This window comes from Afipia massiliensis (assembly GCF_014203115.1).
Classification (GTDB): Bacteria; Pseudomonadota; Alphaproteobacteria; order Rhizobiales; family Xanthobacteraceae; genus Afipia; species Afipia massiliensis.
In genome coordinates, this window is the sequence record NZ_JACHIJ010000012.1 from 15,369 (window position 1) to 41,655 (window position 26,287).

Genomic DNA, 26,287 nt, shown 5'->3' on the forward strand with positions numbered 1-26,287 from the left:
GTGCAAAGAGAGAAGGGAATCCATGCAGCCTATATTTTCTGTCCAGCAGGGCCGCCGCCCACGGTCACGCTGATACGCTGCACCTCAGTGCGGCCACCAGGATATTTCACTTCGATCGTTACGACATCGACGCCGGAAAAATCCGCTTTCGAACGATAGAAAGCGATGAAGCCCGGTACTTCAAGGGCGAGGCACTGCTTGTAGTTCGTGGCGCTGACCTTGCCGCGCTTGATGCTGACGGCCCCGTTCGCGGGCGGGCCAACGAGGCGGATGGTCGGCAAAACGCCCGAAGTGCAATCGGGTTGTACGTTGAGATAAACCCCAACCCGAATGTCCTTCGCGGGCTGGCCTTTGGCGGTGCGCTCCACAAGGGGCACCTGCGCCAGAACGTCAGAGCTTGCGCAGGCCACGATGACCAAGCTCGCCACGCAGCCTCCGACTGTGCGGCGGAACTTGCTTAGAAACAAAATTCTCTCGTCTGCTTCCACGATATTCCGCTCGACTGAATCGGTACGCAAAATTGCACCGAGGCTCTGAAAACTTATGGGAACATAGCACAAAAGTGCTCGCTGGGCGCCAGGATACAGCATATCGCGCCGCAAGCCGAAGCTTCAAGGGCGATCGAGGTGCACGATGATGGCCACGCCATCGCAACGGTCGATGCGCCGTAGGCTCTGCCGCGTCTGGCGCCAGGGTCACATAAGAATTGGCAGGGTCGTCGCACCCGAGCCGATGCCAGATATAGGTGTCTCGGCGCCGCTAGTGTCAACGGTGAGTCCCCATTCTGTCGTGGCGCCTTCGCTGCCGACAGCCTCGGATGCAGGAGCAACCATCTTGGCCTCTCCGTCTTGCCGCTGCGAGAGGTAGGGCGATGCGAAGAGATTCACCCCGCTATTGTCGAGTACAAAGAGGGGGGTGAAATGGAGCAGTTCGCTGTCGCGCGCCAATGCCGAGCTTCGATTGTCAAGGACTGTCCATGTGCCGCCGGTTCTGACAGTGAGAACAGCGTGATCCTCACGCGCCTTTCGATCGCGAACCAAGAGGATACGAAGATCTTGATCCGAAACGCCTGCTTCCCGCAGAACGATATACTTAGCGATAGCGTAGTCCTCGCAATCGCCCCGGCCTGTGCCGAGTGACGCCAGAGGTGCCGACCACACGTCTATCGCAGCATGCTGTGCGAGATCGCTCATATAGCGGATGGCGGTATTGATGAGGCGATTGGCGGTTTCAATTCGTGCCGTGCCGCTTCGGCTTTGGACTTCATCGACGATCAGGATGAAACGGCGCGCTGCGTCGCTACACTTGGAGCTGTCCGATCTGCAGGCTTCGACGGTTTGAAGTTCGGCGAAAATCTCAGCCTTCGATGCGCGCCATTTGCGCCAGAGCGCACCTTCCGGTGCGCGAAATGTAAACAGACCGAAGGGCTCATTTGTGGCCTGTATGGTTGATTCGGCAGCGACCAATTCCGACGATGCGTCGGACAGGACATCGTCATTTGTGACAGATGCCAGCCGGATCGGTTGTTCTGTCTTGGGCTTGCCGTCGAGTTTTGCCAAAATACTGTTGATAGAAAAAAAGTGTGCGCCTTCCGCTTGAACGCGGACGGGCGGCGAGGGTGGCGTCAACATTGAGGGCGTTACAAGATCGTCAAAGATATGCTTCCGCGGTTTGGCTTTTGATGCCGCCTCGCTCGGAAATGCACTGGCTGTTAAAACCGCAAGGCAAATAACTGCCCCTGTGACGGCATGCGCCGCTGGAAAACTCACCATGATAACGCCCCTGTATCCCGGGGGCGTCGGTCAACTTTAGAGCTGATCCCGTCCCCGTGTGATGGGGCGATCATTGAACGGGAGCATCTAGAACCGAGTTAAGCGGTTGCGACTCGGGCGGCTATTCTGCGTGGGAGGGTGAAGGAGGGGAAATGAGATAGCTAGAATTTGAATCAACTTATCGAGTAACACAGCGTTAACGCTGACATCTCGTTACTCTGCGGAATTCTTAGCGCTCACGCAGAGCTTCATCGCGCAGCATCCGGGCCGGCTTCACCAAATAATCGAGGACGGATTTTGCGCCGGTCAGGATTTCGACGGTCGTGACCATGCCGGGAATAATGGGTAGCGGAGTTTCGGCCGTTCCCAGATGGTTCTTGTCTGTCCGAACCATGACTCGATAGAACGTTTCTGCTTTTTCGCCCCGCTCGGGTTTGTCGTCGGCAATCGTATCTGCGCTGATACGTTCAACCTTTCCCTTGAGAGAGCCGTAGACCGAAGAATCGTATGCGGTGATTTTGACCACGGCATCCTGCCCAGCCCGGATAAACGCGATGTCCTGCGGACGAATCCGTCCTTCGACAAGAAGGCTGTCATCAAGCGGAACAATGTCCATCAGGTTTGCGCCCGGCTGAACTACGGCGCCGACTGTTGTTACGTTCAGTTTATTGACGATGCCGTTAACTGGAGATTTGAGATCAGCGCGGCGTACGCGATCCTGAGCTGATTTGATATTCTCCTCCAGTACAGCCAGATCCCCACGAGATTTGGCCAGATCTTCTTCCGCCTGCGACCGGAAAGCCGTCTTGATATTCGTAATGCGTGATTGCGTTTCTGCCAGCTGTCCGCGTATTTCGCTGGCCTGACGTTCGAGGCGCAACATCTCAATCTCGGGAACTACTTTCTGCGCATACAGATTGCGGGTGATTTCCACTTCGCGGCTGAGCAGTTTGAGCGAACCCGCAAGCCGCGTCTCCTGTTGCGCCAGAACGTCGATGTCCTGCGATACTTTCTTCACGCGGGCAGCAAACAGGTTTCGCTCGGTTTCGACGATCTGGGGCGCGCTTCTAACAAGCTCGTCGGAAAACGTGGGCTTTTCGGCACCAGTCACTTCGGCCTGAAGGCGCGCGACACGTGCGGCGTTTGAAGCGAGCCGCTCTCTAACCTCGCCAAGGTCCGCTGAGAATTTCGTATCGTCAATCCGCATGAGCACCTGGCCCTGCTTTACGATATCGCCCTCCCGCACGAGAATTTCCAGGACGAGCCCGCCTTCGAGACTTTGCAGAACCTGGGTTTGACGAGAGGAGATCACCCGTCCGTTACCCCGCTTCACTTCGTCGAGGACAGCAAAATGCGCCCAGATAATCCCGACCACGAAAAGTGCCAGCGTGCAGAGCAGAACCAGCTGCGACGTGCGCGGGGTGCGCAGTTCCACCGCGGCTCGAATATCGTTTGCGAAAGCAAAATCAGACTGCTGCATTTGATTTCACGACCGGAGGCGCAAATTTCGATGCTTCTGCTTGCCGCTTTGCGCTTGCTTGAAGATTGGCGAGAATAGTCTCGCGGGGACCGTCGGCTACGAGCTTGCCGCGTTCAAACACCAAAATCCGATTGACCAACGTCAATAAGGAAGGGCGGTGTGTTGAAACGATGATGGTCATATCGGACATCGCGATTGACTTCAGGCGATCAAGAAATTCCGCTTCGCTGCGCACATCGAAGTGTGCCGTTGGCTCATCCATGAAAATGATCTTGGGCTTGCGGATCATGGCCCGCGCCAAGCCGATTGCCTGCTTTTGGCCGCCTGAGAGACTTCGTCCGCCCTCCGCGATCGGCATGTCGTAACCGAGGGGATGGCCGGCTATGAATTGCTCGACGCCGGACAGACGAGCGACTTCGATAACCTCTTCGTCGGTCGCTGACGGCTTTCCGAGTGTTATGTTGTCGCGCAGCTTTCCGAAGAACAGGTCGGTATCCTGCATGACGAAGCCGACACCTGCGCGAAGATCTGCCGGGTCATACTGGCGGGAATCGATGCCGTCGATGGCGATGCTGCCTTCAAGGGGGTCATAGAATCCGGCCAAAAGGCGCCCGACTGTTGTCTTCCCTGATCCCACCCTGCCGATGATGGCCACTCGTTCTCCAGGCGCAATCTTGAACGAGATTTTCTCAAGGGCATTTTCCTTGGTTCCCGGATAGCGGAAGCTGACGTTCTCAAAACTGACCGCACCTTTTTGAATTTTGCGGGTGACATATGCGCGTCCTGGCGGTCGTTCGCGCTCCAGCGACATCAGCCGGTCGATAGAGCGTAGAGCGCTTATGGTTTGAGTCGCCCGGGTGATGACCGAGGCGAGGCTGGAAATAGGAGCGAGCACCCGGCCGGACAGCATGTTTGCGGCAATGAGCGCACCCATCGTGATTTTGCCGTCGAGGATCAGAAACACGCCGATCACGACGAGCAACATACTGGTGATCTGCTGGGCAGAGCTCGAAATGGTCAGAGCCAGCGAGGACCAGAAATGCACGTCTTCGCCAGAGCGAGCGGTTGCCGCAACGGATCGTTCCCATGCCGTCTGCATGCGCGATTCAGCGCCTGTCGCGCGAACCGTTTCAATCCCCGACAGCGATTCGATGAGCACGCCATGCCGGGCTGCGGATTCGGCTTGCAGCCGTTTCATGGCGCGATCCAGGGGGCGTTGCAAGATGAAGCCGGTTGCGATGACGATCGGCAGCATGAGCAGCGGTATCCAGGCTAGCGGACCTGCGATAACAAAGAGCACGCCGATGAAGATGACGGCGAAGATCAGGTCTGTGGCGGCCACCACCGTTCCCGACGTAAAGAACTCTCGAACAGAGTCGAAGTCCCTCATTTGATTGGCGAGAATGCCAACCGACGTTGGCCTGTTCGCCATCTTCACGGCGAGGATGTGTTCGAAGATGTTTGCGGCCAGCACGACGTCGATCTTTTTTCCGGTCAGATCGATAATGCGGCTTCGAACGATCCGGATGATGAAATCAAAAACGATGGCGAGGCCAAGACCGACAGCAAGCGCGACCAGCGAGGGTATCGCGCCGTTCGGCACCACGCGATCGTACACGTTCATCGTAAATAGCGGCGCGGCAAGAGCGAGCATGTTGACGAGCAGTGCCGCCAGTGCAACGTGTCCGTAGTTCGAGCCGAACCGGCGGACGACTGACCAGAACCAGTGGGTTTGCGGAAGATCGCCGGCGGCAACTGTTCGGGCATCTGCGGTTGCGGCCGGTTTGATCAGAAATGCGTACCCCGAATAGATCGATGCAAGCTGAGCGATAGCTAAATCTCTGCCGGTCTCGGGGCGCTCGGGGTCGATGACCCGGGTCATTTGGCGAGCTTCATCGACCGCGCTAAGAATTAACGGCGCTCCTTCTTTGGTCACCAGCAAAACGGGTAGCACCAGTGCTGGGATGTCGGCGAGGGTGCGCTTTACCGGCTCAACTTCGAGCCCTGCTCGCAGGCCGGCACGTTCAACGAGTGCTGCGGTCAAACGGCCATTCACGATCGGCAGGCCGGCTATCAGAGCCTCGCGGCTAATCGCGCGCCCATGAAAAGCCGCAAGGCAGATCAATGCCTCCGCAAGCGGATCTCTCAAGTGGTCGGCGCTTTCGATACCACCTGGCGTCGCTGAGGTCCTGGATCCCGCGTCTGTTTTCAATGATCGTGGTCCTGGCTACGGAATATCTAGCCATTATAAATCGATGGTTGCTCGAGGCGCGGAAACCCAAAATTAAGCCTAATAGCCGACCGCCCCGTCTAGGCGCGTAGTATCTATGTTGAAGGCAGCAATTATTGCTTCGCGAAGCGAGTTCCGCGCCCTTGCTAACGTGCGAGCTGCTTCATTTGACGGACCACTTTGAGGCAGCGTCGATCAATTCCTGTGTGGCGGATGATGATCCCTGCCAGCGGTTGGCAAAACTATCCCTTGCTACAACGCTTTCTCCGCCGCCGGCCGCGGCATAATTCAGGGCTGGTATCGGTTCGACCCGTTTAACTGGCAAAGGTTCCGGACCCGATACAGGATCGCGGAGAATAATGGGGGGGAGCTTGGTCGGGAAAAGTCCAAACGGTTCGACATCGAGCGCCGAAGCATCTGCCGGAGGCGGCGCCTTGACGTACTCGATCAAATTGCCCATCGCGGCAAGGAGCTGATAATCGGCGAACACCGCCACGCTCTGTGCCGAAATCAAGGAGATGAAGCCGTTAAAGAGCTGGTTCTGTCCGTTCAGCAGATCGACCAACGACCGCTGACCCAGCTCATATTCCTTCTGGTAGGAAACGATGACCTTGCGGTCTGAGGCGATCTGACGATTGAGAGCCGCAATTCTGTCGGCTGTGAGGGTGCGGGCAGCCCACGCCTTGTCGATGGATTCAACGGCATCACGCTGCAACCGCGCATGCCGCATGGTGCCTTCGACATACCGCTCTGCCATTTCCGAGCGGCGCCATGTATCCTGACCGCCACGGAACACATCCCAGCTGACAACAACCTTGCCGCTTACGTCGTCGCGCTTGCCGACATAACCGTTTGCGTCGATTCCGCTGGAGGCGCGTCCCTCGAGATAAACATTTGGAACGAAAGCACCTGACGTGCTTCGGAAGGCGTACTTGGCCGCGCGGGCGTCAGCTTCTGCCGCCTTGATGGTCGGGTTGAATTTTATCGCAACCGCAAGCGACTCATCCTTTGTGGAGGGCAGACCGCTGAGGCGGTGAGGATTTCGAAGGTTGTACGGTTCAAGTCCGACGGCCCGTCGATACTTGGCGCGGGCCTCGTCGAGGCTCTGGCGGAAGCCTGCGAGAGCGGCGACTGCGTTTTCCACGCGCTCCCGGGTTTGTTCGAGATCGCCTTCGCCGGCGCGGCCGCCTTTGAAGCGGGCCTGCACGTTGCTGAACAAGCCGCGATGGACTCGTACATTGTCTTCTGCAACGGCAATAAGCCGGGTATAGCGAATGACATCGATGTAAGCTTCTGCGGCATCCAGGGCGAGCAATTCGGTTCTTTCATGAACCCGGGCGGCTGCAGCATTGACCCGCGCAGACTGGCGCCAGATTTCGTTCAGGGATGTAAATCCGTCGAAGACGAGCTGGCGGCCGACAACTGAAACGTCCCGGCCATTTCGCCAGGTGTCGTTCCCCAATGGTGCGGGAATAATTTGTTGATTGAACCGTTCCGGACCGGCGCGCGCTTCAACGCGGACTTGTGGCAGCAGCGTCGATTGCTGTTGCCTGAGTTCTGACTCAGTTGCGCGGCGATTAGCCGCCGCCTCTCCAACGCCTGGATGGGTTGCGATGGCCTGCTTAAGCGCTTCATTGATCAAAAATGTAGACTGGCTATGTGCTGCATTTGGAAGCGAACAGCTCAGCAGCAATGCCGAGGTGGCAAACGCTAATGCACGCATCCTGAAATCCCCCAACGCATAAAACTTTAACAATTTGTAAAATTCTAAAAAACAGTAGCACGCTACCTAAGGCGCTGGAATAACGGGATATTCGAGTCTTGGGGACTGTGACAGTATAGCCACGTTCAAGCGCGTATGAGGTATTTTTATACCTCTATAATCAAGCCAGAACGCTGGCCGGCCCGCACCAGTCGCGCGGTTCGATCAGGAAATCGGGGATGTCGCATTCCATAACATCTGATACGCGAATGTCGGCTGTAGCAGCAAAGCTAAAATGTCAGCACTGAGCAAAGTTCAAATGTCAGTTTCTGGTCCCGTTGGGGACTTTGGAGGCTGTCATTTCGATGGACATAGTGTTGATGAGCAAGCGCGAGCTGAACCGTCTTGATGTTCTGGCACGGCTGGATGGCGATCGACTGACCGTCCTCGCTGCGGCTGGCTTGATGAACGTAACACCGCGGCAGACGTATCGGCTGTTGAGCAGATATCGCGAAGGCGGTGCTTCAGCGATCGCCAACCAGCGCCGTGGCCGCCCCTCGAACAACCGGTTGTCCGACGAAGTGCGTGATCACGCGATCGCTCTGGTCCGCCAGCTTTACCCCGACTTCGGACCGACATTAGCGGCCGAGAAGCTAGAGGAGTGTCATGATCTCAAGGTCTCGCGGGAGACGCTGCGCAACTGGATGCGGCAGGCAGGAATCTGGGTCTCGCGAGCCGAGCGCAAGCGGATCCAGCAGCCTCGGTATCGCCGCGAGCATGTTGGCGAGTTGGTTCAGATCGACGGCTCGGAGCATCGCTGGTTCGAGGATCGCGCGGCTCCCTGTACGCTGCTGGTGTTCGTCGATGACGCCACAAGCCGACTGATGGAGCTGCGGTTTGTCGCCTCGGAGAGCACATTTGCGTATTTCGAGGCGCTGAAGGCCTATCTTGGTCGACACGGCAAGCCGGTCGCCTTCTACTCCGACAAGCATTCCATCTTTCGGGTGTCGAACGAGAACGCGGTCAGCGGCAACGGAATGACGCAGTTTGGACGGGCCTTATCGGAGCTCAACATCGAGATTCTCTGCGCCAATACCAGTCAAGCAAAGGGGCGCGTCGAACGCGCACATCATACGCTGCAGGATCGCCTGGTGAAGGAGTTGCGGCTCGCCGGCATCAGTACGATCGAGGCGGCAAACGCTTTCCTGCTTGGCTTCGTCGCTCACTACAACGCTCGTTTTGCCAAGCCTCCCGCGCACGACAAAGATCTCCATCGCCTGCTCGATCCGCGGCAGGATCTCGATCAGATCCTGTGCTGGCGTGAGCAACGCAAGGTCTCGCATCAGCTGGTGGTGAACTACAACCAAATGAAGCTGACGCTTCAATCCCAGGGTCTGGCCGTTCGCCTGCGCGGCAAGGTGGTCGAGATCTATGACTTTCCGGATGGACGGCTCGAGGTTCGCTGGAAAGGCAGATCGTTGCCCTACACAGCCTTCGACAAGCTACAGCGGGTCAGTCATGCCGCAATCGTCGAGAACAAGCGCCTCGGCGAGATTCTTGCCTGGATCAAGGAGCGGCAAGACAGTCAATCTCGCTTCAATACTGTTCCGAAGGGCCCGCGCCGATCAAGCCAGAAGTCCGGTCTTATGAAGAACCGGACCTTGCGCATGAACGAAGCCAGCAACTCAGCCCCAAAATCCTCCCGCAGAAGACGGCGCCGCTCCGATACGATGGTCGGCGCGGCGCCGTCTCCTGTCCCCTGACAGCCCGCCCTGTGACATTTCTACTTTGCACAAATCGTGACATCTCAACTTGGTTGCAACATCGGCTCCTGACACGAAGCGGACAACCCGGACTAACGCGCGCGGTGTGCCGCGTCTTGTCACCAGCCTCGTTGCACCGGAGGAAAAAACTGGCCGCCGCCCCGGCGCGTATTGCTCGGTTGGGGATTCGGATTGCGCTGGAAAAATAAGCCGAAGCCATCGTCGTTCTGTCGGTTGCCGCCCCAGCTGTCGTCGTCCGCCATAAGAACCTCGCTCGGCTTGCGCGTAATGAAGCCGCCCTGGGGCTGGTCGCTCAGCACCGCAACAAACTCGGTGCGATAGTTGGTCTCCTCGCTCAGCGGCTCGTCGGAGACGACGATCGAGGATCGCGGCAATGCGGTCGGCGCGATGCGATCAAGGACTTCCTTCGGGATGCTGATGCGGTCGAGCGCGTTTTTGGCGCCATCCCCATTCTCGATCGTGACGGCGGTCCAGCGCAGGCCCGCATCGTTGCGCGCCACCGCCGTGAACACATGTGTGCCAAGTGATTTGCCGGGATCGCGGATCGTGACCGGGACCTCGATGCTCGCATCGAACACCTCGCCGCCGCCGTCCGGCGCCGGCTTATGCGTGTTGCGCCGGACGTAAAGCGTCCGCGTCGCGCGGCTGACATAAACAGAGACCGGCTCGAGCGCGAGCTTCGCGTCGAGCGCCGCCTTGGCGATGTCGGCCTTTTTTGTCTGAGCCGTCTTGGCTGCTTCTTTTGCGGCGCTGGCTGAGTCGAGCTTTGATGACGCGTCCGTCTTGGCGATGTCGAACTGGGTCCCCAGCTCTGCGGCCTTGGCAGCCGTCTTTTGCTTACGATCCTCTGCCTTCACCCTGGCTTGGTCGGTCCTGGCGGCGGCCACCGCCTTGTCGGCGGATACGAGTTCGGCGTCGGCCCGGGCCTTGAGCCGTTCCAGCTTGCGCAGCGACGCTGCGAGCGGTGCCGACTCGCGGGCCGCTGTCGCAGCTTTCTTCCTGGCCTCGTCGGCGGTCGCGGCAGCGTCCGCGGCCTCGCGTGAGAGCGTCTCGGCCTTTGCCGGAGCAGATGCGATGACCTCCGCTTTCGGCACAAAGAGCGATAGCGCAGGGTGAGAAAAGTCGACCGGGGCCGCATCGTCCGGCGAAATGATCACGCGCATCCCGATACGCGTTTTGCCGAACAGCTTCTCCGCAAAGCCGAAAGGCATTCGCACGCAGCCGTGTGAGGCCGCATAACCGGGCAACGGCCCGCCATGCAACGCAAGGCCGTTCCAGGTGATGCGCTGCATGTTCGGCATCGCCGCATCGTCATACATGTTCGAGCGGTGGTCCTTGTTCTTCTCGACGATGGCGAAGACGCCGGCTGGCGTCTCGCGCTCCTTGACGCCGGTCGACACCGGCGCACGCATGATCCAGCCCTCGGCGTCATAGACCGTGACCTGCTGGCTTTTGATCGACACGATCGCCATGATCGGCTCGCCTGCCTCGCGCGGCGCCGTCGTCTCGGCGGGTTGCGCGCGGCGCGCCTGTTTCGCCGCCGCGGCGTCGGCGGTCGGCGCCATCAGTGCGGCCATCGCAGCGAACATCACAACGGCTGAAGATGCCCAATGGCGCATCGCCACAGTGGATGTCGCCGACGTCAATCGATCCACCATTCCATTCCCCGTTTCAGCGCGTGTTCGCTGCTGTGACCAACCTCACATATCCGACTCGTGAGGAACAAGCATGCTCCAGCTGAAATTGGCACAAAACGGACAGCGAGCGTTAGCAGGCCTGCCATCCGCGCCGTTGCACACATGCAACACCGCCAGGAAAAGGGCGCGGCCTCGCCGTTTGCGCCATTGCGCGGCCATGACCTTGCCCGAACAATCAGCGGCGTTCGCATGCTGTGCAATCCGGTTCCGATGAGGCTGGAATGATGAACCTGCAGCGACTTTCCACAGAGCCGTCGCCATTGTTGCGATCAGTCATTCTTGCGACCGGGGTTGTCGGTTTGCTCGCGACCTCTGGCCCGGAAGGAAGCCAGAGCAGCAACGCGGCGTCACGCAAGGACATCAGCGCACCTTCTCAACTCGCCGGTGCACTGCAGCCAAGCTCAGTGCTCAATAAGGATCTCGGTCAAACCGATGGTGCGATGGCCGAACTTGCAGGCGCAGTCGCCGACGCATTAATCGCTTTGGATAAGCCGAAGCCGGTTGTCGAAATGGCCTCGACCAATTCGCCGGATGTGCCGCCAACCCAACTAGGGTCTGTGCAAGTCGCAAGCGCGGATCCATCGGATCTCCAGCTTGGCGACGTCAACAAGGTCGTGAGATCCACCGAAATTGTTGACGAGTGCCTGGTCATGGACATCTGCGTCGATCGGTATCTGTGGGCGCTTTATCAGCGGACGCCAAAGGAGGACACGATCAAGGTGCCTGAGCGGAGGAAAGTCGTCGTCAAGCGGAAGGGCAAGATGGTGACTGTCACCAGAACCTTCACCAAGCTTGTCGACCAAGATTTTGGGTGGAAGGATCCGAAGGCGGCGGAACGAGTTCGGATGCCGATGATGGACTACGTGATCGGAGGCATGGATCGGAGCTTCAAGCTAAAATTGTTCCATATGCTTCACGCGGCGGAGGCGGCGGGCCTTTCGCCCGGCATCACCAGCGCATTCCGTGATGACTACCGCCAGTCGATCGCCAGCGGCCTCAAGGCGGCGAGCAACAAGTCGTTTCATGGCGGCAGCTCCCGCGGTGGCTATGGGCATGGGCTTGCGGCCGATATCGTGAGCGTCCAGGGCGGAACTCGCAACCAGCGATGGGTTTCCTCCGATAAGCTCTGGAAGTGGGTTGATGCGCATGGGAAGGAGTTCGGAATCGGGCGCCCATATCTCGGCAGGGACCCGCCGCATGTCGCACCGCTCGACGGCCGAGAATATGCAGCGCATAGGCGCGGCACCAAACAGGCGGCATCGGACGTGAAGAAAATTTACGTGAAAAAGGTGAAGCGCGTGGCCACACGCGACTACTCACTTCCCGCGAAGCGCCCGAGAACTGCAGCCGCCTCAAAACTGAAAGCGAGCTGAGTGGCCTGGGTCCGATATCAGGCTCGCAAAACAAAATCCGGGAATCCGTGACGTCCGTTGCTGGCGCGGAGTGGACGATCGCCGATATTCGCTCATGACTCTGAGCAGGCATAAATGCCGAAGGTGCGGGCATCATCAGCGAATGGACAAGAGCGCGTCATGGCTACCAACAGAGTGGGCCCAATATCACCAGCATTGAGCAGTTTGATAAGCCCTTCCGGAAACGGCTCAGATAGTCCCCATGAAGTAAGTCAATGGCTTTCCCACGGCGGGCGATTGGAACTTTTGGCCAACATTTGCTTTCTTCAAATGGAAGTTATTCCATCCGACTTTTGCTGCAGCATTTGATTGTGAGGGATTATCGATGACCGATGTGCCTTTGAGCGATCGAATTGAGCCAGCACCCGCAGCAGAACCAAGTCTTCACCGTGTAATGGGCCCTTGGCTTCTCTTGCTATTTATCGTCGGTGATATTCTTGGCACTGGCATCTACGCACTCACAGGTCAGGTCGCGAAGCAGGTTGGAGGCGTCGTCTGGCTGCCATTTGTGATCGCGTTCATTGTCGCACTCGTGACCGCCTTTAGTTATCTCGAGCTCGTGACAAAGTATCCCAAAGCGGCGGGTGCGGCGCTCTATACCCATAAGGCCTTTGGCATCCACTTCATCACATTCATCGTTGCTTTTGCGGTGATGTGTTCTGGCATCACGTCAGCCTCGACCGCTTCTCGTGCATTTGCAGCAAACATGTCCAGCGCATTCGGTCTCAATTTCTCGAGCGCAGGCATCACTCTGATCGGTCTGGCATTCATGGCCGTCGTCGCGGCAGTGAATTTTCGTGGCGTGGGTGAGAGCGTCAAGGCGAATGTGGCCCTGACCTGCGTGGAGCTTACGGGGCTTCTGATTATTATCTTCATCGGCCTCTGGGCAATCGGAGCTGGCGAGGGCGACGTCTCCCGCGTCATGCAGTTTCGTGAAGGCGGCGATGGCGGGATTGTTTGGCCTGTGATCGCGGCGACGACACTGGCTTTCTTCGCGATGGTCGGCTTTGAGGACTCGGTCAACATGGCCGAAGAATGCAAGGATCCTACACGTCACTTTCCTAAGGTGTTGCTTGCTGGTCTCGGCATCACAGGCACCATCTATGTGCTCGTTTCGATCTCGGCGATTACACTGGTTGCGCCCGAGCAACTTGGGGAGGGCGAGACGCCGCTCCTTCAAGTCGTCCAGAAAGGTGCGCCAAATTTCCCGATCTGGATATTTGGCTTCATCACGATGTTTGCCGTCGCAAATAGCGCGCTTATCAACATGCTGATGGCAAGTCGCCTGGTATACGGCATGAGCCGCGAGCACGTTCTTCCTCCAGCTCTTGGGAGGGTACATAAGAAGCGGCGCACACCTTATGTTGCAATTGGCTTCACGACGCTATTGGCCTTTGCGCTCATTACCTTTGTTGGTGAGGTACCAGCGCTTGGAGGTACAACAGCGCTTTTGTTATTGTGCGTCTTCACTGTGGTGAATGTCGCCGTCTTGGTCCTTCGGCGAGATCCTGTGGATCACCGGCATTTCCGAACGCCGACCATACTGCCGGTTCTGGGAGCGATATTCTGTGCATTTCTCACGGGACCTTGGACTGGTCGCGATTTTGTTCAGTATCGCGTAGCAGGAGTGTTGCTTGGGGTTGGTGTCTTGCTGTGGTTTGTTACGGTGCTCGTAAACCGTTCCGCCGGTGTGAAGCCAGCAGATCTCGATTTAAGGACACTTGGTGGCGGAGGTCCCGTAAACTAGCGCAAACCAAGAACGCGATTTGCCTATGGTACGATAAGGATGCAGAAGCGGCTGCCCGCTTCTACGCAGATATTTTCCCAACAGCGCAGTCCACTTATGGCGCAGAGCGGACATCATCCTTTGGCACCGCGAGGACGTGACGCCGCGTTTCCGGCATGATAGTCTAGATCATCATCAGACCCATAGCTGCGACCGCGGCAAGCCCAAGGAAAGCGTGCTGCTGCCGAAACGATCGGCTGCGTAGCCGGCCAGCACGGTGCTGAGAGAGGCACCGATCCCGGTTGCGGTGCCGACGATGCCTTGGGCAAAGTTGAAATGACCGCTGCCGAGCGCGATGTCAGCGACGATCAGCGGAATCATCACGGCGAAGACCGCGGCCGTGATGCCATCGAATATCTGAACGGCGACGAGCAAATAGGGATCGCTGACGGATGCGAACAGAACGCCGCCAACGGCCAACGCGGCGAAACCGAGCAGCAGCAAGGGTCGGCGCCCCCATTGCTGCGCAAAACGTCCCACCGAAGGCGAAGTGAGCGCGACGATGGCCTGCGGTACGATGATGCACGCAGCAATCAGCACTGGCGTCCACTGGGCGGACCGGGGTCGTCACCACCCCAGCCATTAGCGGCAGCATGAAGTGCAATGCGCTCCAGTCGACCACGATCTTGCGGCTGCCGACGCCAAGAAATCCGCCGAAATCGATCACGGCGGCGCGTGCGCTGCCACGACGGTCGACGATGACGTCGACGATCCGGCCCATGTTCTCCTCAGCCGGGCTGCGAACGTCGCGGCCAAGAATTCCGCGCGCCTCTACGGCGTCGATCACCGAGACCGAGGGTGGTGGCGAAGCCTCTCCGGGCGCAGGGACGACAGGAACCTTGTGCAGGGCTTCCGCATGTGCTCCGGTGATGCTGGCGGTTGTCGGCCTGTCCGCGCTGCTGATGACATCGGCTTTTCTCTTCAGTCTCGTGAAATATGCCGGAGCGGCCTATCTGATCCCATCTTGGTGTTCGCGCGATGCTGGAAAAGACGAAGCCGAGTGGCCTGACCAAATTGCCGAAAATCAGCGCTGGGACAGCATTCCGGCAGGCAATTCTCGTCGAGGTGCTGAATCCAAAGTCGGCGCTATTCTTTCTTGCCTTCCTCCCGCAATTCGTTCATCCGCAAAATGGGCCGATTGAGATACAACTGGCAGTCTTGGGGATCCTGTTTGTTGTGATGGGTGCGCTGAGCACGACACTGGTCGCCCTTTGCGCAGGAAGCTTGAGTACGCTGCTTCACGGAAGTCCGGTGATCTTGCGTTGGCAGGGCAAAGTCGTTGGAACGGCCTATTGCGCGCTCGGCATTCGCCTAGCGGGGGTGCACGCAATACTTCCAAAGAGCGTTCTCCGGAACGTTAGCAACTAACAACATATTCGTAAGGGCCAACACTTGCGCTTAGGCCAATTTTGCCAACGGTGCGAGGAAAGACGAAAGCATCAGAGGGATGATCAGCGCTAACGGCATCGCGAGATGTGATAGATGATTGCGATGCCGGATGCGAACCCAGAGATCGGCCGGAAGATCCTCAGCCCAAGCTAGAATAGCGCTGATCCCAACCCTGAATTGAGCCAAGGCTCCAAAATCGGATGATACTGCTATCTAGCGACAAATGCCCCGGAGGCACCATTGCTCGCCTTTCGCGTAATGAAGCATTATGGAAAATCTTGCTAGTCAAGTTATGAACTGACAATCAGAGACGGCCGCAATAGTCGTCCCTAGATTTGATTTGAAGACGCTCGTCGCCATGTATTGGTCTTTGATTAGGGCACTAAAGGCGCTGCGGACCGAGCCCCAAGACTGCTGACGCCCCATCCGCTCCGCGAACAGACAGCGCATCAATCGCTACTCAAGATATGTACATGTCCGTGTGCGTCGGTCGGAAGGTTTCGATCGGCGCGCTCGCTTGACTCGCGGCAAATAAATTGATTACCTGCTAATAATCAGAACGCTATTCCGATTATAGGAACGATCCATGTGAGGATCGTTCATGTGGCCGGCAGCAAACCTGATCTAAAAGCTGGAGTAAAAGTTTCTATGCTGTCAAATTCCGGACGTCTGCTTGAGGGAATGAAAAGAGAGTCGCTCGAGGCGATCGTTGCGACGATGCCCGAAAACGTGACTTATACGAGCGGCTTCTGGGCGATGAGCCAATGGATCCGGCGTGGACCCCAAGCGTATGTTCTCACTCCAGCTCAGGGGCGGGGCGATCCCGCCGTAATCGCAAGTACAGGCTTGATCGATCTGGTCGCAGATCCCGACGTGTGGGTGAAAGACATTCGACGTTTCGGAAAGTTCGTTGTTGATCGGACGCCGGACGTCGAACTCGACAAGCAGGATTCGCGGATCGAGGCGCTTTTGGCCGAGGACGACAGCGGCGACGCCATCGGGGCCTTGGTGAAGGCAATCAAGGATCGCGGTCTTCAAGGTTCCAGAATTGGCATCGATGAAATCGGCATACTTCCTCAGTATTGGGACAAGCTCGCCGAGGCTCTGCCAAAGGCCACCCTCGTAAGGGCCGCGGACGTGTTCCGGTACGCGCGCGCCATCAAGATGCCTGAAGAGGTCGCGCGGCTTCGAAGATCGGCTCAGATCGCAGATCTCTCCATCGGCGCGGCACTAGCGGTCGCCCGTGAGGGTGCCACGGAAATGGACCTGGCTCGTGCATTCCACACGAAGACCATCGTGGAAGGCGGGCTTCCCGTCCTTGGCTGCATCGGTGTTGGAACGCGCAGCGCGATGACAAATGTGCAGCCGACGGAGCGGGTTCTCTGTCGCGGCGATGTTATCCGCTTCGACGTTGGGGGACGATACAAGCACTATCGGGCGGACATCGCTCGCAACGGCGTGCTGGGTGAGCCCAACGAAAAGCTGGTGCGGTATCACAAGGCAATCTGCGCCGGGCTTGACCGTGCGATCGCGATGATCAAGCCCGGAGTGCGCGCTGCGGACGTCTTCAACGCAGCGGTCGAGACTGTTCGTCGCGAGGGCATTTCGCATTACCAGCGCAGTCACGTCGGCCATGGCATCGGCCTCGACGGTTACGACGCTCCAAATATCGCGCCGTCAAGCGAAGACGTTTTCGAGGAAGGGATGGTGATCTGCGTGGAGACACCATACTACGAAATGGGTTTCGCGGGACTTCAGGTCGAGGACACGCTCGTTGTTACGAGAGATGGTGTCGATTCCTTCATGATTTCCGGCACGGAACTTCGGGTGCTTTAATGGCAGCGGTGCTCGGCTTGCAGTGCATTCGATGTGATGCCCGTTATCCAGCGGATCACTATGCGCACGATTGTTCTGCCTGCAGGCCGGTTGCTCGGAGCAACCTCACAGTCGTCTACGACGAGTCGCTCAGGCGACATCGCTCAAAACCGACCAGTGGCTCTGGCAATGGCTTGTGGCGGTACGGCGATCTACTGCCGGTTGCGGAGATAGACGGTGTCAGTCTCGGCGAAGGCGGGTCGCGCCTTCATCGTCTGAGCCATTCCGCCGAAAGGGTCGGAATCCGAAATCTTTTCGCAAAAGATGAGACCAGGAATCCGACCTGGTCTTTCAAGGACCGATTGGCCTGCATGGCGGTGTCCGCGGCAAAGAAGGCTGGAGCGAAAGTCATCGTTTCGAGTTCCTCAGGAAATGCTGGCGCGGCTGCCGCTGCTTACGCAGCCAAAGCTGGCATGCCGTGCGTCGTCTTCACCTTTAAGGGGACGGCAGGTCCCATGCTGACGCAGATGCGCGGCTATGGCGCGAAGGTGGTGGCGGTTGAGGAGAAGCCAGATCGTTGGCGATTCATGGAACATACGGTTCGTGAGTTCGGTTGGTTTCCGACATCACCGTTCTTTGGACCGGTGGTCGGCAGCAATCCGTTCGGCATCGAGGGCTACAAGACGCTGGCATACGAGGTGGTCGAACAGCTTGGCTGGCAGGTGCCTGACTGGTGCATCCTGCCTGTTTGTTACGGCGATGCGCTGCTGGGTATGTGGCGCGGCTTTGAAGACATGATGGCGTTTGGGTGGACGGACAAGATGCCGCGCATGGTGGCAGCGGAAGTCTATGGGTCAGTCGGCGAAGCGCTTTCAAATGGCACCGACACGCCTCCTGACATGCCGAAGGCATTCGATACTGTGGCCGTTTCGATCGGTGCCACTCAGGGCACGTACCAAGCCTTGGATATTGTGCGCCGCTCGAAGGGCGTGGCGGTGAAGGTCGGAAATGACGACATGATGCGCTGGCAACAGATTTTGGCCTCGAGCGAGGGCCTTTACGTCGAGCCGGCCTCCGCTGCCGGTCTTGTAGCGGTGGAACAGTTGGCCAGTACTGGTCGGCTCGCCGCCGCCGACACGGTGGTGAGTCTTCTGACGGCCAGCGGATTGAAGGATCCGGCGGCGACCGCGAAGCTCCAGGGCGAGTTGCTCACGGTACCTTCTGACTTTGATAAGGCAGCCGGAATTCTCAGGGCGTCCGGCATCTTCCCAAGCGATCGATAGCGGAGGTTAGTATGGCATCGAAACTGGTATCTGCGGCACTTGCAATCTTCGGATCGATTGCTTGTTTGGTTCCGGCGCGGGCTGAGTATCCGGAAAAGCCGATTACTATGATCGTGCCCTGGGCAGCCGGCGGCAGTACCGATCAGACCGCTCGCGTTTTGGCGAAAGCCGCCGAAGCTTCGCTAGGCCAGCCAATCGTTATTATTAATCAGCCCGGCGCGTCCACCACGATCGGAATGGCTGCTCTCGCGAGCGCCAAGCCCGACGGCTACACGATTGGTACACTGTCGAGCACGGGATATCTGGTCGCATTGCAGGGGCGTCAACTTCCCTTCGATCCAATCAATGCGTTCTCTTACATTAGCTACTATGGAGACAACGTGATCGGAATCGCAGTCCGGTCGGATTCGAAATGGAAGTCGCTTCAGGACCTTGTGGATGATGGCAAGACACGCCCGGGAGCTATAAAATACGGAACCGCCGGAGTGGGGACCACGCAGCATCTCACAACGGAGGCGCTTCAGTTCGGCACCAAGGCAAAGTTTATCCACGTTCCGCAGCAAGGTTCAGCGGCTTCAATGCCCGCATTGCTCGGTGGACACGTTGACTTCATCACCGAGACGTCAGTATGGGCGCCCTTCGTCGAAGACAAGCAGGTAAGGCTGCTGGCCGTCACAACACCAAAGAGGTCGAAACTGTATCCGGACGTGCCGGCGCTCTCAGAGTCCGGTTACAAGTCCTTGAGGTCGGTACAGGCCATCATCGCTCCGGCAGGTGTGCCAGAGCCGATACGGGCGACGCTCGAGACTGCTTTCCGCAAGGCGCTTTCAGACAAAGCGTTTCAGGAAACGATGGATCGTCTCGCAATGGAGACGATCGACATTCCCGGTGCAGAAGTGAAGAAGCTCGTGCAAGGCGAATACGACCTAGCGGGGCAGTTGCTGAAGGAAATCGGGAAATCGAAGTGATCGGGGCGGAGTAGATCGATGATCAAGATTGCACCGACATATCTGGCTGTAGGAATGCTCGGAGCACTAGCTCTGATCTTTGGTGTTGGTGCATTTCGCCTCGGATTCTGGGGCGATGACGGCCCAGGCCCAGGTCTGCTTCCGCTGGTGGTCTCCTTGCTACTCGTGCCGATGCTTGTGTTGGTCCTACGCGAGCCCTTGCCGTCGGACGAGACGAGCCTCGGTGCAGGACCGCTGAGCGCAATCGTGCTTGTTCTGATCTATGCAGCGATTCTTCCTCGCGCCGGTTTCGTGCTTTCGACGCTGGTAATGTTGTTCGCGTGGATCCGGCTTTTCTACCGGCAAAGCTGGCTCCGATCAGCAGGGTGCAGCGCGAGTCTGACTATTCTTGGCCTTGTGATTTTCAACGTGCTTCTCAAGGTCCCCATGCAACTCTTTCCGGTTTTGCAATGATCGAAGCTTTGCAAAAACTTGCCTACGGCCTTTCGCTGTCGTTCGAGCCAGCGAATTTGCTCTACGCATTGATTGGCTCTGTTCTGGGAACGCTTGTTGGTGTCCTGCCTGGACTCGGCCCTGTCACCACCATCGCGGTCCTGTTGCCGGTCACCTATCATGCGGGCACGCCGTTGGGCGCTATCATCATGCTGGCGTCGATCTATTACGGTGCGATGTACGGCGGATCGACGACATCGATTTTGCTGAAGGTCCCAGGTGAGGCCGCGTCGGTTGTGACGTGCATCGACGGCTACGAGATGGCAAAAAAGGGACGGGCCGGGCCAGCGCTTGCGATCGCGGCCATCGGCTCGTTCATCGCAGGCACGCTGGCCGTCTGCGCGCTGGCGCTTGTAGGGCCAGCCTTCGCAAAGTTCGCAGTGTCCTTTGGCCCGCCTGAGTATTTCGCTCTCGCGCTTTTCGGACTTGCACTGAGTGCCACATTGTCGGGCGGCTCGCCGATCCGCGGAATGTGCATGGTGTTTGCTGGCCTGCTACTTGGCCTCGTCGGCGTTGACACGGTGACCGGCGTCGAGCGCTACACGTTCGGGGTTATGGCGATCAGCGACGGGATCGATCTTGTGCCGATGCTCATGGGACTTTTCGGTCTTGGTGAGATCTTGCATAACCTCGATAATAGAGATGGATCGTCGCTGGTTGCGTCGAAGGTCGGCCGTCTATTTCCAAGTCGCGAGGATTGGAAGGAATCTACCGGGCCGATATTCCGCGGCTCGTTTATCGGTTTCCTGGTCGGACTGATTCCTGGTGGCGGCGCGATCCTTGCTTCGTTGATCAGCTATACCCTCGAAAAGAAAATATCGAAGACGCCGGAGAAATTCGGACATGGCGCGATCGCCGGAGTTGCCGGGCCGGAATCGGCGAACAATTCCGCGGCGACGGCCTCGTTCGTTCCGCTTCTGACTCTCGGTCTTCCGGGCAACGCAGTGACGGCGGTTCTCTTCGCGGGCCTCCTTATCCAGAACGTGCAGCCTGGACCACTTATGCTGGTCAAGAGTCCTGATGTATTCTGGGGTGTCATCGCCTCGATGTACGTCGGCAACATCATGCTCTTGATCCTGAACTTGCCACTGGTGGGGCTTTGGGTTCAGCTGCTGCGCGTGCCGTCCTGGATTCTCAGTCCGGCGATTCTTCTGATTGCCATCTTCGGCACTTATAGCCTTCGGGGCAATTTCGCCGACGTCGGTACTTTGATGATCTTCGGCGCCATCGGTTATCTCCTCCGGAAGGCGCGGCTCGATGCGGGCCCACTCATCATGGCCTTCATCCTTGCCAATATCCTCGACACGTCGCTTCGTCAGTCCCTGCTCATGGGCGACGGCAGCATGGCCATCGTGTTCTCCCGGCCGATCTCTGCGGTGATACTGGCAGCTGCCGCTATTGTGGTTGGCGCTCAGGCGTACAAGTACTTCCGCGGCGAGCGGACGCTAGGCGAGCCGGAGTCCGTCACATGAAACTGCATGATTCCGACGTTCCACGCAGCGATTTTGCCGAGAAGGTCACCGGTCGCGCGGAATTCATTTCAGATATGTCGATTCCCGGAATGCTCCAGGGCAAGGTTCTCAGGAGTCCAATTCCACATGGATTGATCAAGGGTATCGACGCGAGCCAAGCCCTCGCGATGCCTGGCGTCGTGACGGTTCTGACCGGTGCAGACGTGGCGACTCTCGACGTAAATTGGGGGCTGTTTTTGAAAGACAGGCCGGTGATTGCCGTCGACCGGGTCCGCTACGTCGGAGAACCGGTTGCCATGGTCGCGGCGATCGATGAGCGCACCGCGGAAGAAGCGCTGGAACTCATTCAAGTCGATTATGAGGCGCTGCCATTTGTCACTGACGTGCACGAGGCTCTGGCGAAGGACGCTCCGCTGCTACACGACAATCCCGAGACGTTGAAGGACTTTTACTTCAAGGGTGAAGCCAAGCCTGTCGCGGGGACGAACATCTATCAAAACTATCGATACGAGCACGGTGATGTTGAGAAGGCATTTGCTGAGGCCGACCACTGCTTCGAAGATGAATTCGAATTTCCAATGGTGTTCCATTATGCGATGGAGCCGCACTGCGTTATCGCGTCTTTCGCGGAAGATGGCCTGACCGTTTGGAGTTGTGGGCAATCGCCGACCGCCGTTCAGAAAGTGCTGTCGCGCGTCTTCAATCTTCCACTAGCAACGGTCCGTGTTATTTCGCCGTATGTCGGTGGAGGGTTCGGCGGTAAGGCCTCGGTCAAGATCGATCCGCTGGTGGCCGCGCTCGCATGGAAGGCCGGCCGTCCGGTCCGGGTGTGTCTCTCAATCTCCGAGTCAATGCTCACTGCGCGGCGGCTGAGTGCCCGCGTGACGGTCAAGACCGGCGTCCGAAACGACGGGACTCTTCTCGGCAAGAGTGTACGTGTCGTGATGAACGGAGGTGCCTACGCGGACACCGGGCCGGCCGTAGCTATCAAGGCGGCAAACCGCGCGATTGGCCCTTATCACTTCCCCAATCTTCGGCTGGAAAGCCTGGCCGTTTACACCAATACCGTTCCGGGGGCGGCATTCCGATCAATTGGCGGTCCGCAGGCCGTGTGGGCGACCGAATCCCAAATGGACATCATCGCCGATAAGCTCGGCATGGATCCTGTGGAACTGCGTTACCGGAATATGCTCAAGCGCGGTGAACACGTGCGTCCCGATCTGCGCCCGATTGATGTCGATATGGCCGAGGCGATGGGTATGGCGTCGCAGGCAATGAGCCGTATCGAGGCGTCCGATCCAAATGTTCGGCTGTCGAATGGCACGGCGCTCGGAATATCGGACCCCGGCATTCTCCCCGTCGCAGGGTTGATGCTGCGCCTCAAGATCGACGGTTCCGTACTGGTCGTCTGCAACAGCGTGGAGATTGGCCAAGGGGTACGCGAGGTACTCCGGCGTATGGCAGCGGAGCATCTGGCTCAGAAGCCGTCCGCGGTCTCTGTCCTGACGCCGGACACCGCTATCGCGCCGTTCGATTGGGGCACCGGTGCGAGCCGGTCGTCGCTGATGATGGGATTGGCGATAGAAGATGCGGCCAAAGATATCAGGCGCCAACTCTCGGAGATTGCCGCGGTTGTGCTTAGCGTCGATTCAGCGATCGTGAAGCTTCGAGATGGCGGAATCATAGCAGGCGATCGAGACTGCTCGTTTGCCGAACTCCTTCACACATATTACGGGATCGATAGTGGCGAGATCATTGGCATCGGCCGCATCTCGCCACAATCCCGCAATGGCAACCTGGCGCTTGCTCCGCTGTTCTGGGAAACCGCCGCAGGTCGTTGCGGCATCGAGGTCGACACGGATACGGGCGAGATTCGCGTCCGCCGCTATGTCAGCGTCGCAGACATCGGAAGGGTCATCAACAGATCCGGCGCCGAGGGACAGGATGAGGGCGCTGCGATCATGGGACTCGGGCACACGCTGTCAGAAGAGCTGATTTACAGCGATGGTCAACCGATTAACGCGACGATGATCGACTATCACGTTCCGACGATCGACGAAGTGCCAGATGTTTTCACAACTGTTCTTATCGAAAACCACGACGGACCCGGTCCCGGCGGCATGAGAGGCATGGGTGAGGGCGCAATTCTGCCGATAGCTCCCGCGATCGCCAATGCGCTCGCGTCTGGCTTCGGCATACGAGTACGCCAGCTTCCACTCACACCTGAGCGGGTGTGGCGCGCGCTTCAAGAGAAGAAGGGTCTCTAAGATGGACTTCAAAATGGAGGCGATACTTCCGAACTCGCCTAGCGACGTCTGGCTGGTGATGGTCGACATCGGAAGAATCGCGGCGTGCATTCCGGGATGTGAGCAGATCGAGGAGCGAGAGAAGCTCAAGCTCTATCGCGCTGTCCTCAAGCAGAAGATCGGTCCTTTTAAGCTGGAGGTTCCTGCCGAGATCGTCGTGGATGATTACGAGGAGCCAAATTTCGTCCGCGCGCGCGCCGTCGGCAAGGACAAGTTCACCGGCACGACGCTGACCGTCAATCTTGAAGTGAAGCTGGGTTCGGAGGGGAAGGCCGGAAGCAGGCTTGGCGTGGATGCGAATCTGCAGGTTGCAGGCCGGCTTGCCTCGCTCGGCTATTCGATCATCAAGAAAAAGGCCGAAGAGAATTTCGCTCAGTTCGATGAACGTCTGAGAGCTGAACTGGAGAAGATCTGAGTGCTGCTGTCGCGCTTCAAATATCACCGGCCGACCGATCTGAGCTCCGCGCACGAAATTCTCGCGCGTTATGGAGACGACGCGACGGTCTATGCGGGAGGCACTGAACTCCTTCTCGCGCTGAAGGCGCGCGTTCTAAGGTACGAGCATCTCATCGATCTCAAGCGTATTCCCGAGCTGAATGTACTGAGAGTCGAGGGCGATTGGCTCGTGGTAGGATCGCTTGTGACGCATCATCGGCTGGCGACCGATATGGTCGTGGATCAGGCAATCCCTTCATACTCAGCTTTGAGTAAGAATATCGCCAATATCCGCGTCCGGGTCGCCGGCACTCTAGGCGGGAACTTATGCTTCGCTGAACCGCATGCCGATCCACCAGCACTGCTTTCGGCTATTGGCGCGACGGTCACATTAAGTGGAACTGATGGCATCAGGTCGGTGCCGGTCGGTGAATTCATTGAAGGAGAGTTCACGACCGTCCGGAGGGAAGACGAACTGTTGACGGAGATCCGGATTCCCGTAACGGGACCAGACGAGAGCTTCTGTTACAAGAGCTTCGGTCATCTGGAACGACCCGCCGTGGGCGTTGCCGCAGGCTGCATCAAACGGGACGGGACAACCGCCTATCGAATTTGGATTGGCTCTATAGGCGACCATCCGTTGCGCGTGGCGCCGGTAGAAGCAGCTCTGGCAGGAGTACCGGCCAAAGCGCTGATGGATGTGCTTCCACAAGTCACGAAGGATGCCGCCTCCGGACTTCCGGCGCACGACGATCTTCATGGAAGTGCCGATTACAAGCGGCATTTGGCTGCGATCTTGATGCGAAGGGCGGTTCTGGAGGCCGCAGGCCACCAACGGGAAATTCGCAATGGTTGACCTTGAGACTGTCGAAATATCGATCACCGTCAACGGAACCGACCGAAGCTTGTCGGTTGAACCCTCGGATCTGCTGATCGACGTTCTACGAAACCAGCTCTCGCTAAAGGGGACGAAGCGCTCCTGCGATGTCGAGGTATGCGGGGCATGTACGGTGCTCGTCGATCGCCTTCCGGTCAGCAGCTGTACGACTCTCGCCGTTGACGTTGACGGCCGGTCGTTGACGACGATTGAAGGTGTGGAGCATGCCGGTGAGCTCAGTCGCGTCCAGCAGGCGTTCGTCGATCATGCGGCACTGCAGTGTGGATTCTGTACGCCGGGAATGGTCCTAGCGATGACAGCCCTGCTGGAGATCAACCCCAAGCCCTCGGACGAGGAAATCCGTCATTTCCTGCGCGGCAACATCTGCCGTTGCACGGGCTACATCAAAATACTTGAAGCGGTGAAGAGTCTTGTCTGACATTTCGATATCAAGCGATGGGCGTGACGCTCCATCAGCCTTCCACGAGAAAGTAGCGGCCGCCGAGTCGGGTGGCGCGTTGACGTTCTGGATCGCCAATCATCTCTTTTTGAGGGATCCAGTGACACTCGCTGCGCTGATGCTTTCGAATACGACACGCATGGGAGCTGCCTTGATGGCCGTCAGTCCGCTGACGCAGCATCCTGTACAGATCGCCATGGCGGCAGCCACATTGGCGGAGAGTTTTCCCGGACGAGTGACTCTATGCATCGGCGCCGGCGCACCAGCTGATCTGAAGGCGCTGGGACTCGACGGCACGAAGCCGCTGAAGGCGATGCGCGAGGCACTCCAGGTCATCCGAGCGCTTCTCGCGGGTGATACTGTCCGCTTCCAGGGAGAGACGGTCAGCGTTGATTCACGACGCCTCATCACAGACATCACGCCGATTCCCCTGGTTCTTGCTGCCTCCGGGCCGCAGATGCTGGAATTGGCTGGCGCAGAGGCGGATGGCGTACTCATCAGTGCAGGCTCGTCCGTTCAATTTGTTGAGCGGACGCTGGACAGCGTTCATCGGGGCGCTAAGGGACGGAAGGTGCGGACACACGCACTCGTGTATTCGGCCGTGGACAATACGGAAAAAGCGGCCAACGACCGGCTCCGCCGCACGTTGGCGATCTTGCTGCGAGGCCCGCACCACAAGGCGAATCTGGACGCCGCAGGAAGCGTGCTGGACCAGGCAGCTCTCAACGAAGCTGTGCTCGCCGAAGATTGGGAACGTGCGCAATCGATGATTACCGACGACATCGTTGGGCGCCATGCGGCGAGCGGATCACCCGACCAGGTAAGAAGACGGTTCGCGGCCTATCACGCCGCTGGCCTGGACGAAATCATCATCGCCGGAGCGCGCGACGGCGATCAGATCACAAAAATTCTGCACTCAGCTTGAGG

General features: G+C 58.2%; 20 protein-coding genes and 3 pseudogenes. 15 read left to right on the top strand and 8 right to left on the bottom strand.

Annotated features, from left to right (window positions below; genetic code table 11):
* Positions 1-29: 29 nt before the first annotated feature.
* The 5 genes from HNQ36_RS25200 to HNQ36_RS25220 form a co-directional block, all read right to left on the bottom strand.
* Positions 30-428, bottom strand: coding sequence for a hypothetical protein (locus tag HNQ36_RS25200; protein WP_184090561.1), 399 nt, complete (start codon positions 426-428; stop codon positions 30-32).
* 267 nt (positions 429-695) lie between these two features.
* The gene (locus HNQ36_RS25205) at positions 696-1,772 is read right to left on the bottom strand and encodes a transglutaminase-like cysteine peptidase (RefSeq protein ID WP_184090564.1); all 1,077 of its coding nucleotides are present in this window, start codon (positions 1,770-1,772) and stop codon (positions 696-698) included.
* A gap of 229 nt (positions 1,773-2,001) precedes the next feature.
* Positions 2,002-3,252: an HlyD family type I secretion periplasmic adaptor subunit gene (locus tag HNQ36_RS25210; protein WP_184090567.1), complete on the bottom strand. Its 1,251-nt coding sequence runs from the start codon at positions 3,250-3,252 to the stop codon at positions 2,002-2,004.
* A complete protein-coding gene (locus HNQ36_RS25215; RefSeq protein WP_184090639.1) occupies positions 3,239-5,419 on the bottom strand; it encodes a type I secretion system permease/ATPase in 2,181 nt (726 codons plus the stop codon). The genes HNQ36_RS25210 and HNQ36_RS25215 overlap by 14 nt, the downstream gene beginning before the upstream one ends.
* Before the next feature lie 226 nt (positions 5,420-5,645).
* On the bottom strand, positions 5,646-7,205 hold the full coding sequence (locus HNQ36_RS25220; protein ID WP_246395544.1) for a TolC family outer membrane protein: 1,560 nt from the start codon (positions 7,203-7,205) through the stop codon (positions 5,646-5,648).
* Positions 7,206-7,549: 344 nt separating this feature from the next.
* Here HNQ36_RS25220 and HNQ36_RS25225 point away from each other — a divergent pair, with 344 nt between their 5' ends.
* Positions 7,550-8,947, top strand: coding sequence for an ISNCY family transposase (locus tag HNQ36_RS25225; RefSeq protein ID WP_184090645.1), 1,398 nt, complete (start codon positions 7,550-7,552; stop codon positions 8,945-8,947).
* A 119-nt stretch (positions 8,948-9,066) separates the two neighbouring features.
* Here HNQ36_RS25225 and HNQ36_RS25230 read toward each other — a convergent pair whose 3' ends face one another.
* Positions 9,067-10,626 (bottom strand): L,D-transpeptidase, encoded by a 1,560-nt coding sequence (locus HNQ36_RS25230; RefSeq protein ID WP_184090570.1) that lies wholly within the window; start codon positions 10,624-10,626, stop codon positions 9,067-9,069.
* Positions 10,627-10,886: 260 nt separating this feature from the next.
* Between HNQ36_RS25230 and HNQ36_RS25235 the strand changes: the two genes are divergently transcribed.
* The 3 genes and pseudogenes from HNQ36_RS25235 to HNQ36_RS26005 form a co-directional block, all read left to right on the top strand.
* Positions 10,887-12,038: a M15 family metallopeptidase domain-containing protein gene (locus HNQ36_RS25235; protein WP_184090572.1), complete on the top strand. Its 1,152-nt coding sequence runs from the start codon at positions 10,887-10,889 to the stop codon at positions 12,036-12,038.
* A 364-nt stretch (positions 12,039-12,402) separates the two neighbouring features.
* The gene (locus tag HNQ36_RS25240) at positions 12,403-13,824 is read left to right on the top strand and encodes an APC family permease (RefSeq protein WP_184090575.1); all 1,422 of its coding nucleotides are present in this window, start codon (positions 12,403-12,405) and stop codon (positions 13,822-13,824) included.
* 17 nt (positions 13,825-13,841) lie between these two features.
* Positions 13,842-13,913 (top strand): annotated as a pseudogene (locus HNQ36_RS26005) (VOC family protein); the annotation flags it as partial.
* A gap of 74 nt (positions 13,914-13,987) precedes the next feature.
* Here HNQ36_RS26005 and HNQ36_RS25250 read toward each other — a convergent pair.
* Together HNQ36_RS25250 and HNQ36_RS25255 are read right to left on the bottom strand one after the other, a co-directional pair.
* Positions 13,988-14,458 (bottom strand): annotated as a pseudogene (locus tag HNQ36_RS25250) (MFS transporter); the annotation flags it as partial.
* A pseudogene (locus tag HNQ36_RS25255) lies at positions 14,459-14,788 on the bottom strand (PRC-barrel domain-containing protein); the annotation flags it as partial.
* A 53-nt stretch (positions 14,789-14,841) separates the two neighbouring features.
* Between HNQ36_RS25255 and HNQ36_RS25260 the strand changes: the two are divergent.
* From HNQ36_RS25260 to HNQ36_RS25310, 11 genes are all read left to right on the top strand, one after another.
* On the top strand, positions 14,842-15,231 hold the full coding sequence (locus HNQ36_RS25260; protein WP_246395545.1) for a LysE family translocator: 390 nt from the start codon (positions 14,842-14,844) through the stop codon (positions 15,229-15,231).
* Between the two features lie 669 nt (positions 15,232-15,900).
* Complete coding sequence (locus tag HNQ36_RS25265; protein ID WP_184090578.1) at positions 15,901-17,088, top strand: M24 family metallopeptidase; 1,188 nt, start codon at positions 15,901-15,903, stop codon at positions 17,086-17,088.
* Complete coding sequence (locus tag HNQ36_RS25270; RefSeq protein ID WP_184090581.1) at positions 17,088-18,350, top strand: pyridoxal-phosphate dependent enzyme; 1,263 nt, start codon at positions 17,088-17,090, stop codon at positions 18,348-18,350. Before HNQ36_RS25265 ends, HNQ36_RS25270 begins: the two co-directional genes overlap by 1 nt.
* A gap of 11 nt (positions 18,351-18,361) precedes the next feature.
* Positions 18,362-19,318 (top strand): tripartite tricarboxylate transporter substrate binding protein, encoded by a 957-nt coding sequence (locus HNQ36_RS25275; protein WP_184090584.1) that lies wholly within the window; start codon positions 18,362-18,364, stop codon positions 19,316-19,318.
* Positions 19,319-19,336: 18 nt separating this feature from the next.
* A complete protein-coding gene (locus HNQ36_RS25280) occupies positions 19,337-19,771 on the top strand; it encodes a tripartite tricarboxylate transporter TctB family protein (protein WP_184090587.1) in 435 nt (144 codons plus the stop codon).
* Positions 19,771-21,282 carry a tripartite tricarboxylate transporter permease gene (locus HNQ36_RS25285; RefSeq protein ID WP_184090648.1) on the top strand — a complete coding sequence of 504 codons (1,512 nt, stop codon included), beginning with the start codon at positions 19,771-19,773 and terminating at the stop codon, positions 21,280-21,282. Before HNQ36_RS25280 ends, HNQ36_RS25285 begins: the two co-directional genes overlap by 1 nt.
* A complete protein-coding gene (locus tag HNQ36_RS25290; RefSeq protein WP_184090590.1) occupies positions 21,279-23,549 on the top strand; it encodes a xanthine dehydrogenase family protein molybdopterin-binding subunit in 2,271 nt (756 codons plus the stop codon). The genes HNQ36_RS25285 and HNQ36_RS25290 overlap by 4 nt, the downstream gene beginning before the upstream one ends.
* Before the next feature lies 1 nt (position 23,550).
* The gene (locus HNQ36_RS25295) at positions 23,551-24,003 is read left to right on the top strand and encodes an SRPBCC family protein (RefSeq protein WP_184090593.1); all 453 of its coding nucleotides are present in this window, start codon (positions 23,551-23,553) and stop codon (positions 24,001-24,003) included.
* A complete protein-coding gene (locus HNQ36_RS25300) occupies positions 24,004-24,879 on the top strand; it encodes an FAD binding domain-containing protein (protein ID WP_184090596.1) in 876 nt (291 codons plus the stop codon). It abuts the gene before it with no gap.
* Positions 24,872-25,339: a (2Fe-2S)-binding protein gene (locus HNQ36_RS25305; protein ID WP_184090599.1), complete on the top strand. Its 468-nt coding sequence runs from the start codon at positions 24,872-24,874 to the stop codon at positions 25,337-25,339. The genes HNQ36_RS25300 and HNQ36_RS25305 overlap by 8 nt, the downstream gene beginning before the upstream one ends.
* Positions 25,332-26,285: an LLM class flavin-dependent oxidoreductase gene (locus tag HNQ36_RS25310; RefSeq protein ID WP_184090602.1), complete on the top strand. Its 954-nt coding sequence runs from the start codon at positions 25,332-25,334 to the stop codon at positions 26,283-26,285. The genes HNQ36_RS25305 and HNQ36_RS25310 overlap by 8 nt, the downstream gene beginning before the upstream one ends.
* Positions 26,286-26,287: the final 2 nt, after the last annotated feature.

What these genes read in the sequence shown, in the direction of transcription:
- HNQ36_RS25240 (WP_184090575.1), top strand. Translation starts at nt 12,403, where the DNA reads ATGACCGATGTGCCTTTGAGCGATCGAATTGAGCCAGCACCCGCAGCA.
- HNQ36_RS25230 (WP_184090570.1), bottom strand. Translation starts at nt 10,626, where the DNA reads ATGGTGGATCGATTGACGTCGGCGACATCCACTGTGGCGATGCGCCAT.
- HNQ36_RS25220 (WP_246395544.1), bottom strand. Translation starts at nt 7,205, where the DNA reads ATGCGTGCATTAGCGTTTGCCACCTCGGCATTGCTGCTGAGCTGTTCG.
- HNQ36_RS25275 (WP_184090584.1), top strand. Translation starts at nt 18,362, where the DNA reads ATGGCATCGAAACTGGTATCTGCGGCACTTGCAATCTTCGGATCGATT.
- HNQ36_RS25290 (WP_184090590.1), top strand. Translation starts at nt 21,279, where the DNA reads ATGAAACTGCATGATTCCGACGTTCCACGCAGCGATTTTGCCGAGAAG.
- HNQ36_RS25295 (WP_184090593.1), top strand. Translation starts at nt 23,551, where the DNA reads ATGGACTTCAAAATGGAGGCGATACTTCCGAACTCGCCTAGCGACGTC.
- HNQ36_RS25260 (WP_246395545.1), top strand. Translation starts at nt 14,842, where the DNA reads ATGCTGGAAAAGACGAAGCCGAGTGGCCTGACCAAATTGCCGAAAATC.
- HNQ36_RS25225 (WP_184090645.1), top strand. Translation starts at nt 7,550, where the DNA reads ATGGACATAGTGTTGATGAGCAAGCGCGAGCTGAACCGTCTTGATGTT.
- HNQ36_RS25270 (WP_184090581.1), top strand. Translation starts at nt 17,088, where the DNA reads ATGGCAGCGGTGCTCGGCTTGCAGTGCATTCGATGTGATGCCCGTTAT.
- HNQ36_RS25265 (WP_184090578.1), top strand. Translation starts at nt 15,901, where the DNA reads ATGCTGTCAAATTCCGGACGTCTGCTTGAGGGAATGAAAAGAGAGTCG.
- HNQ36_RS25205 (WP_184090564.1), bottom strand. Translation starts at nt 1,772, where the DNA reads ATGGTGAGTTTTCCAGCGGCGCATGCCGTCACAGGGGCAGTTATTTGC.
- HNQ36_RS25235 (WP_184090572.1), top strand. Translation starts at nt 10,887, where the DNA reads ATGATGAACCTGCAGCGACTTTCCACAGAGCCGTCGCCATTGTTGCGA.
- HNQ36_RS25280 (WP_184090587.1), top strand. Translation starts at nt 19,337, where the DNA reads ATGATCAAGATTGCACCGACATATCTGGCTGTAGGAATGCTCGGAGCA.
- HNQ36_RS25210 (WP_184090567.1), bottom strand. Translation starts at nt 3,252, where the DNA reads ATGCAGCAGTCTGATTTTGCTTTCGCAAACGATATTCGAGCCGCGGTG.
- HNQ36_RS25305 (WP_184090599.1), top strand. Translation starts at nt 24,872, where the DNA reads ATGGTTGACCTTGAGACTGTCGAAATATCGATCACCGTCAACGGAACC.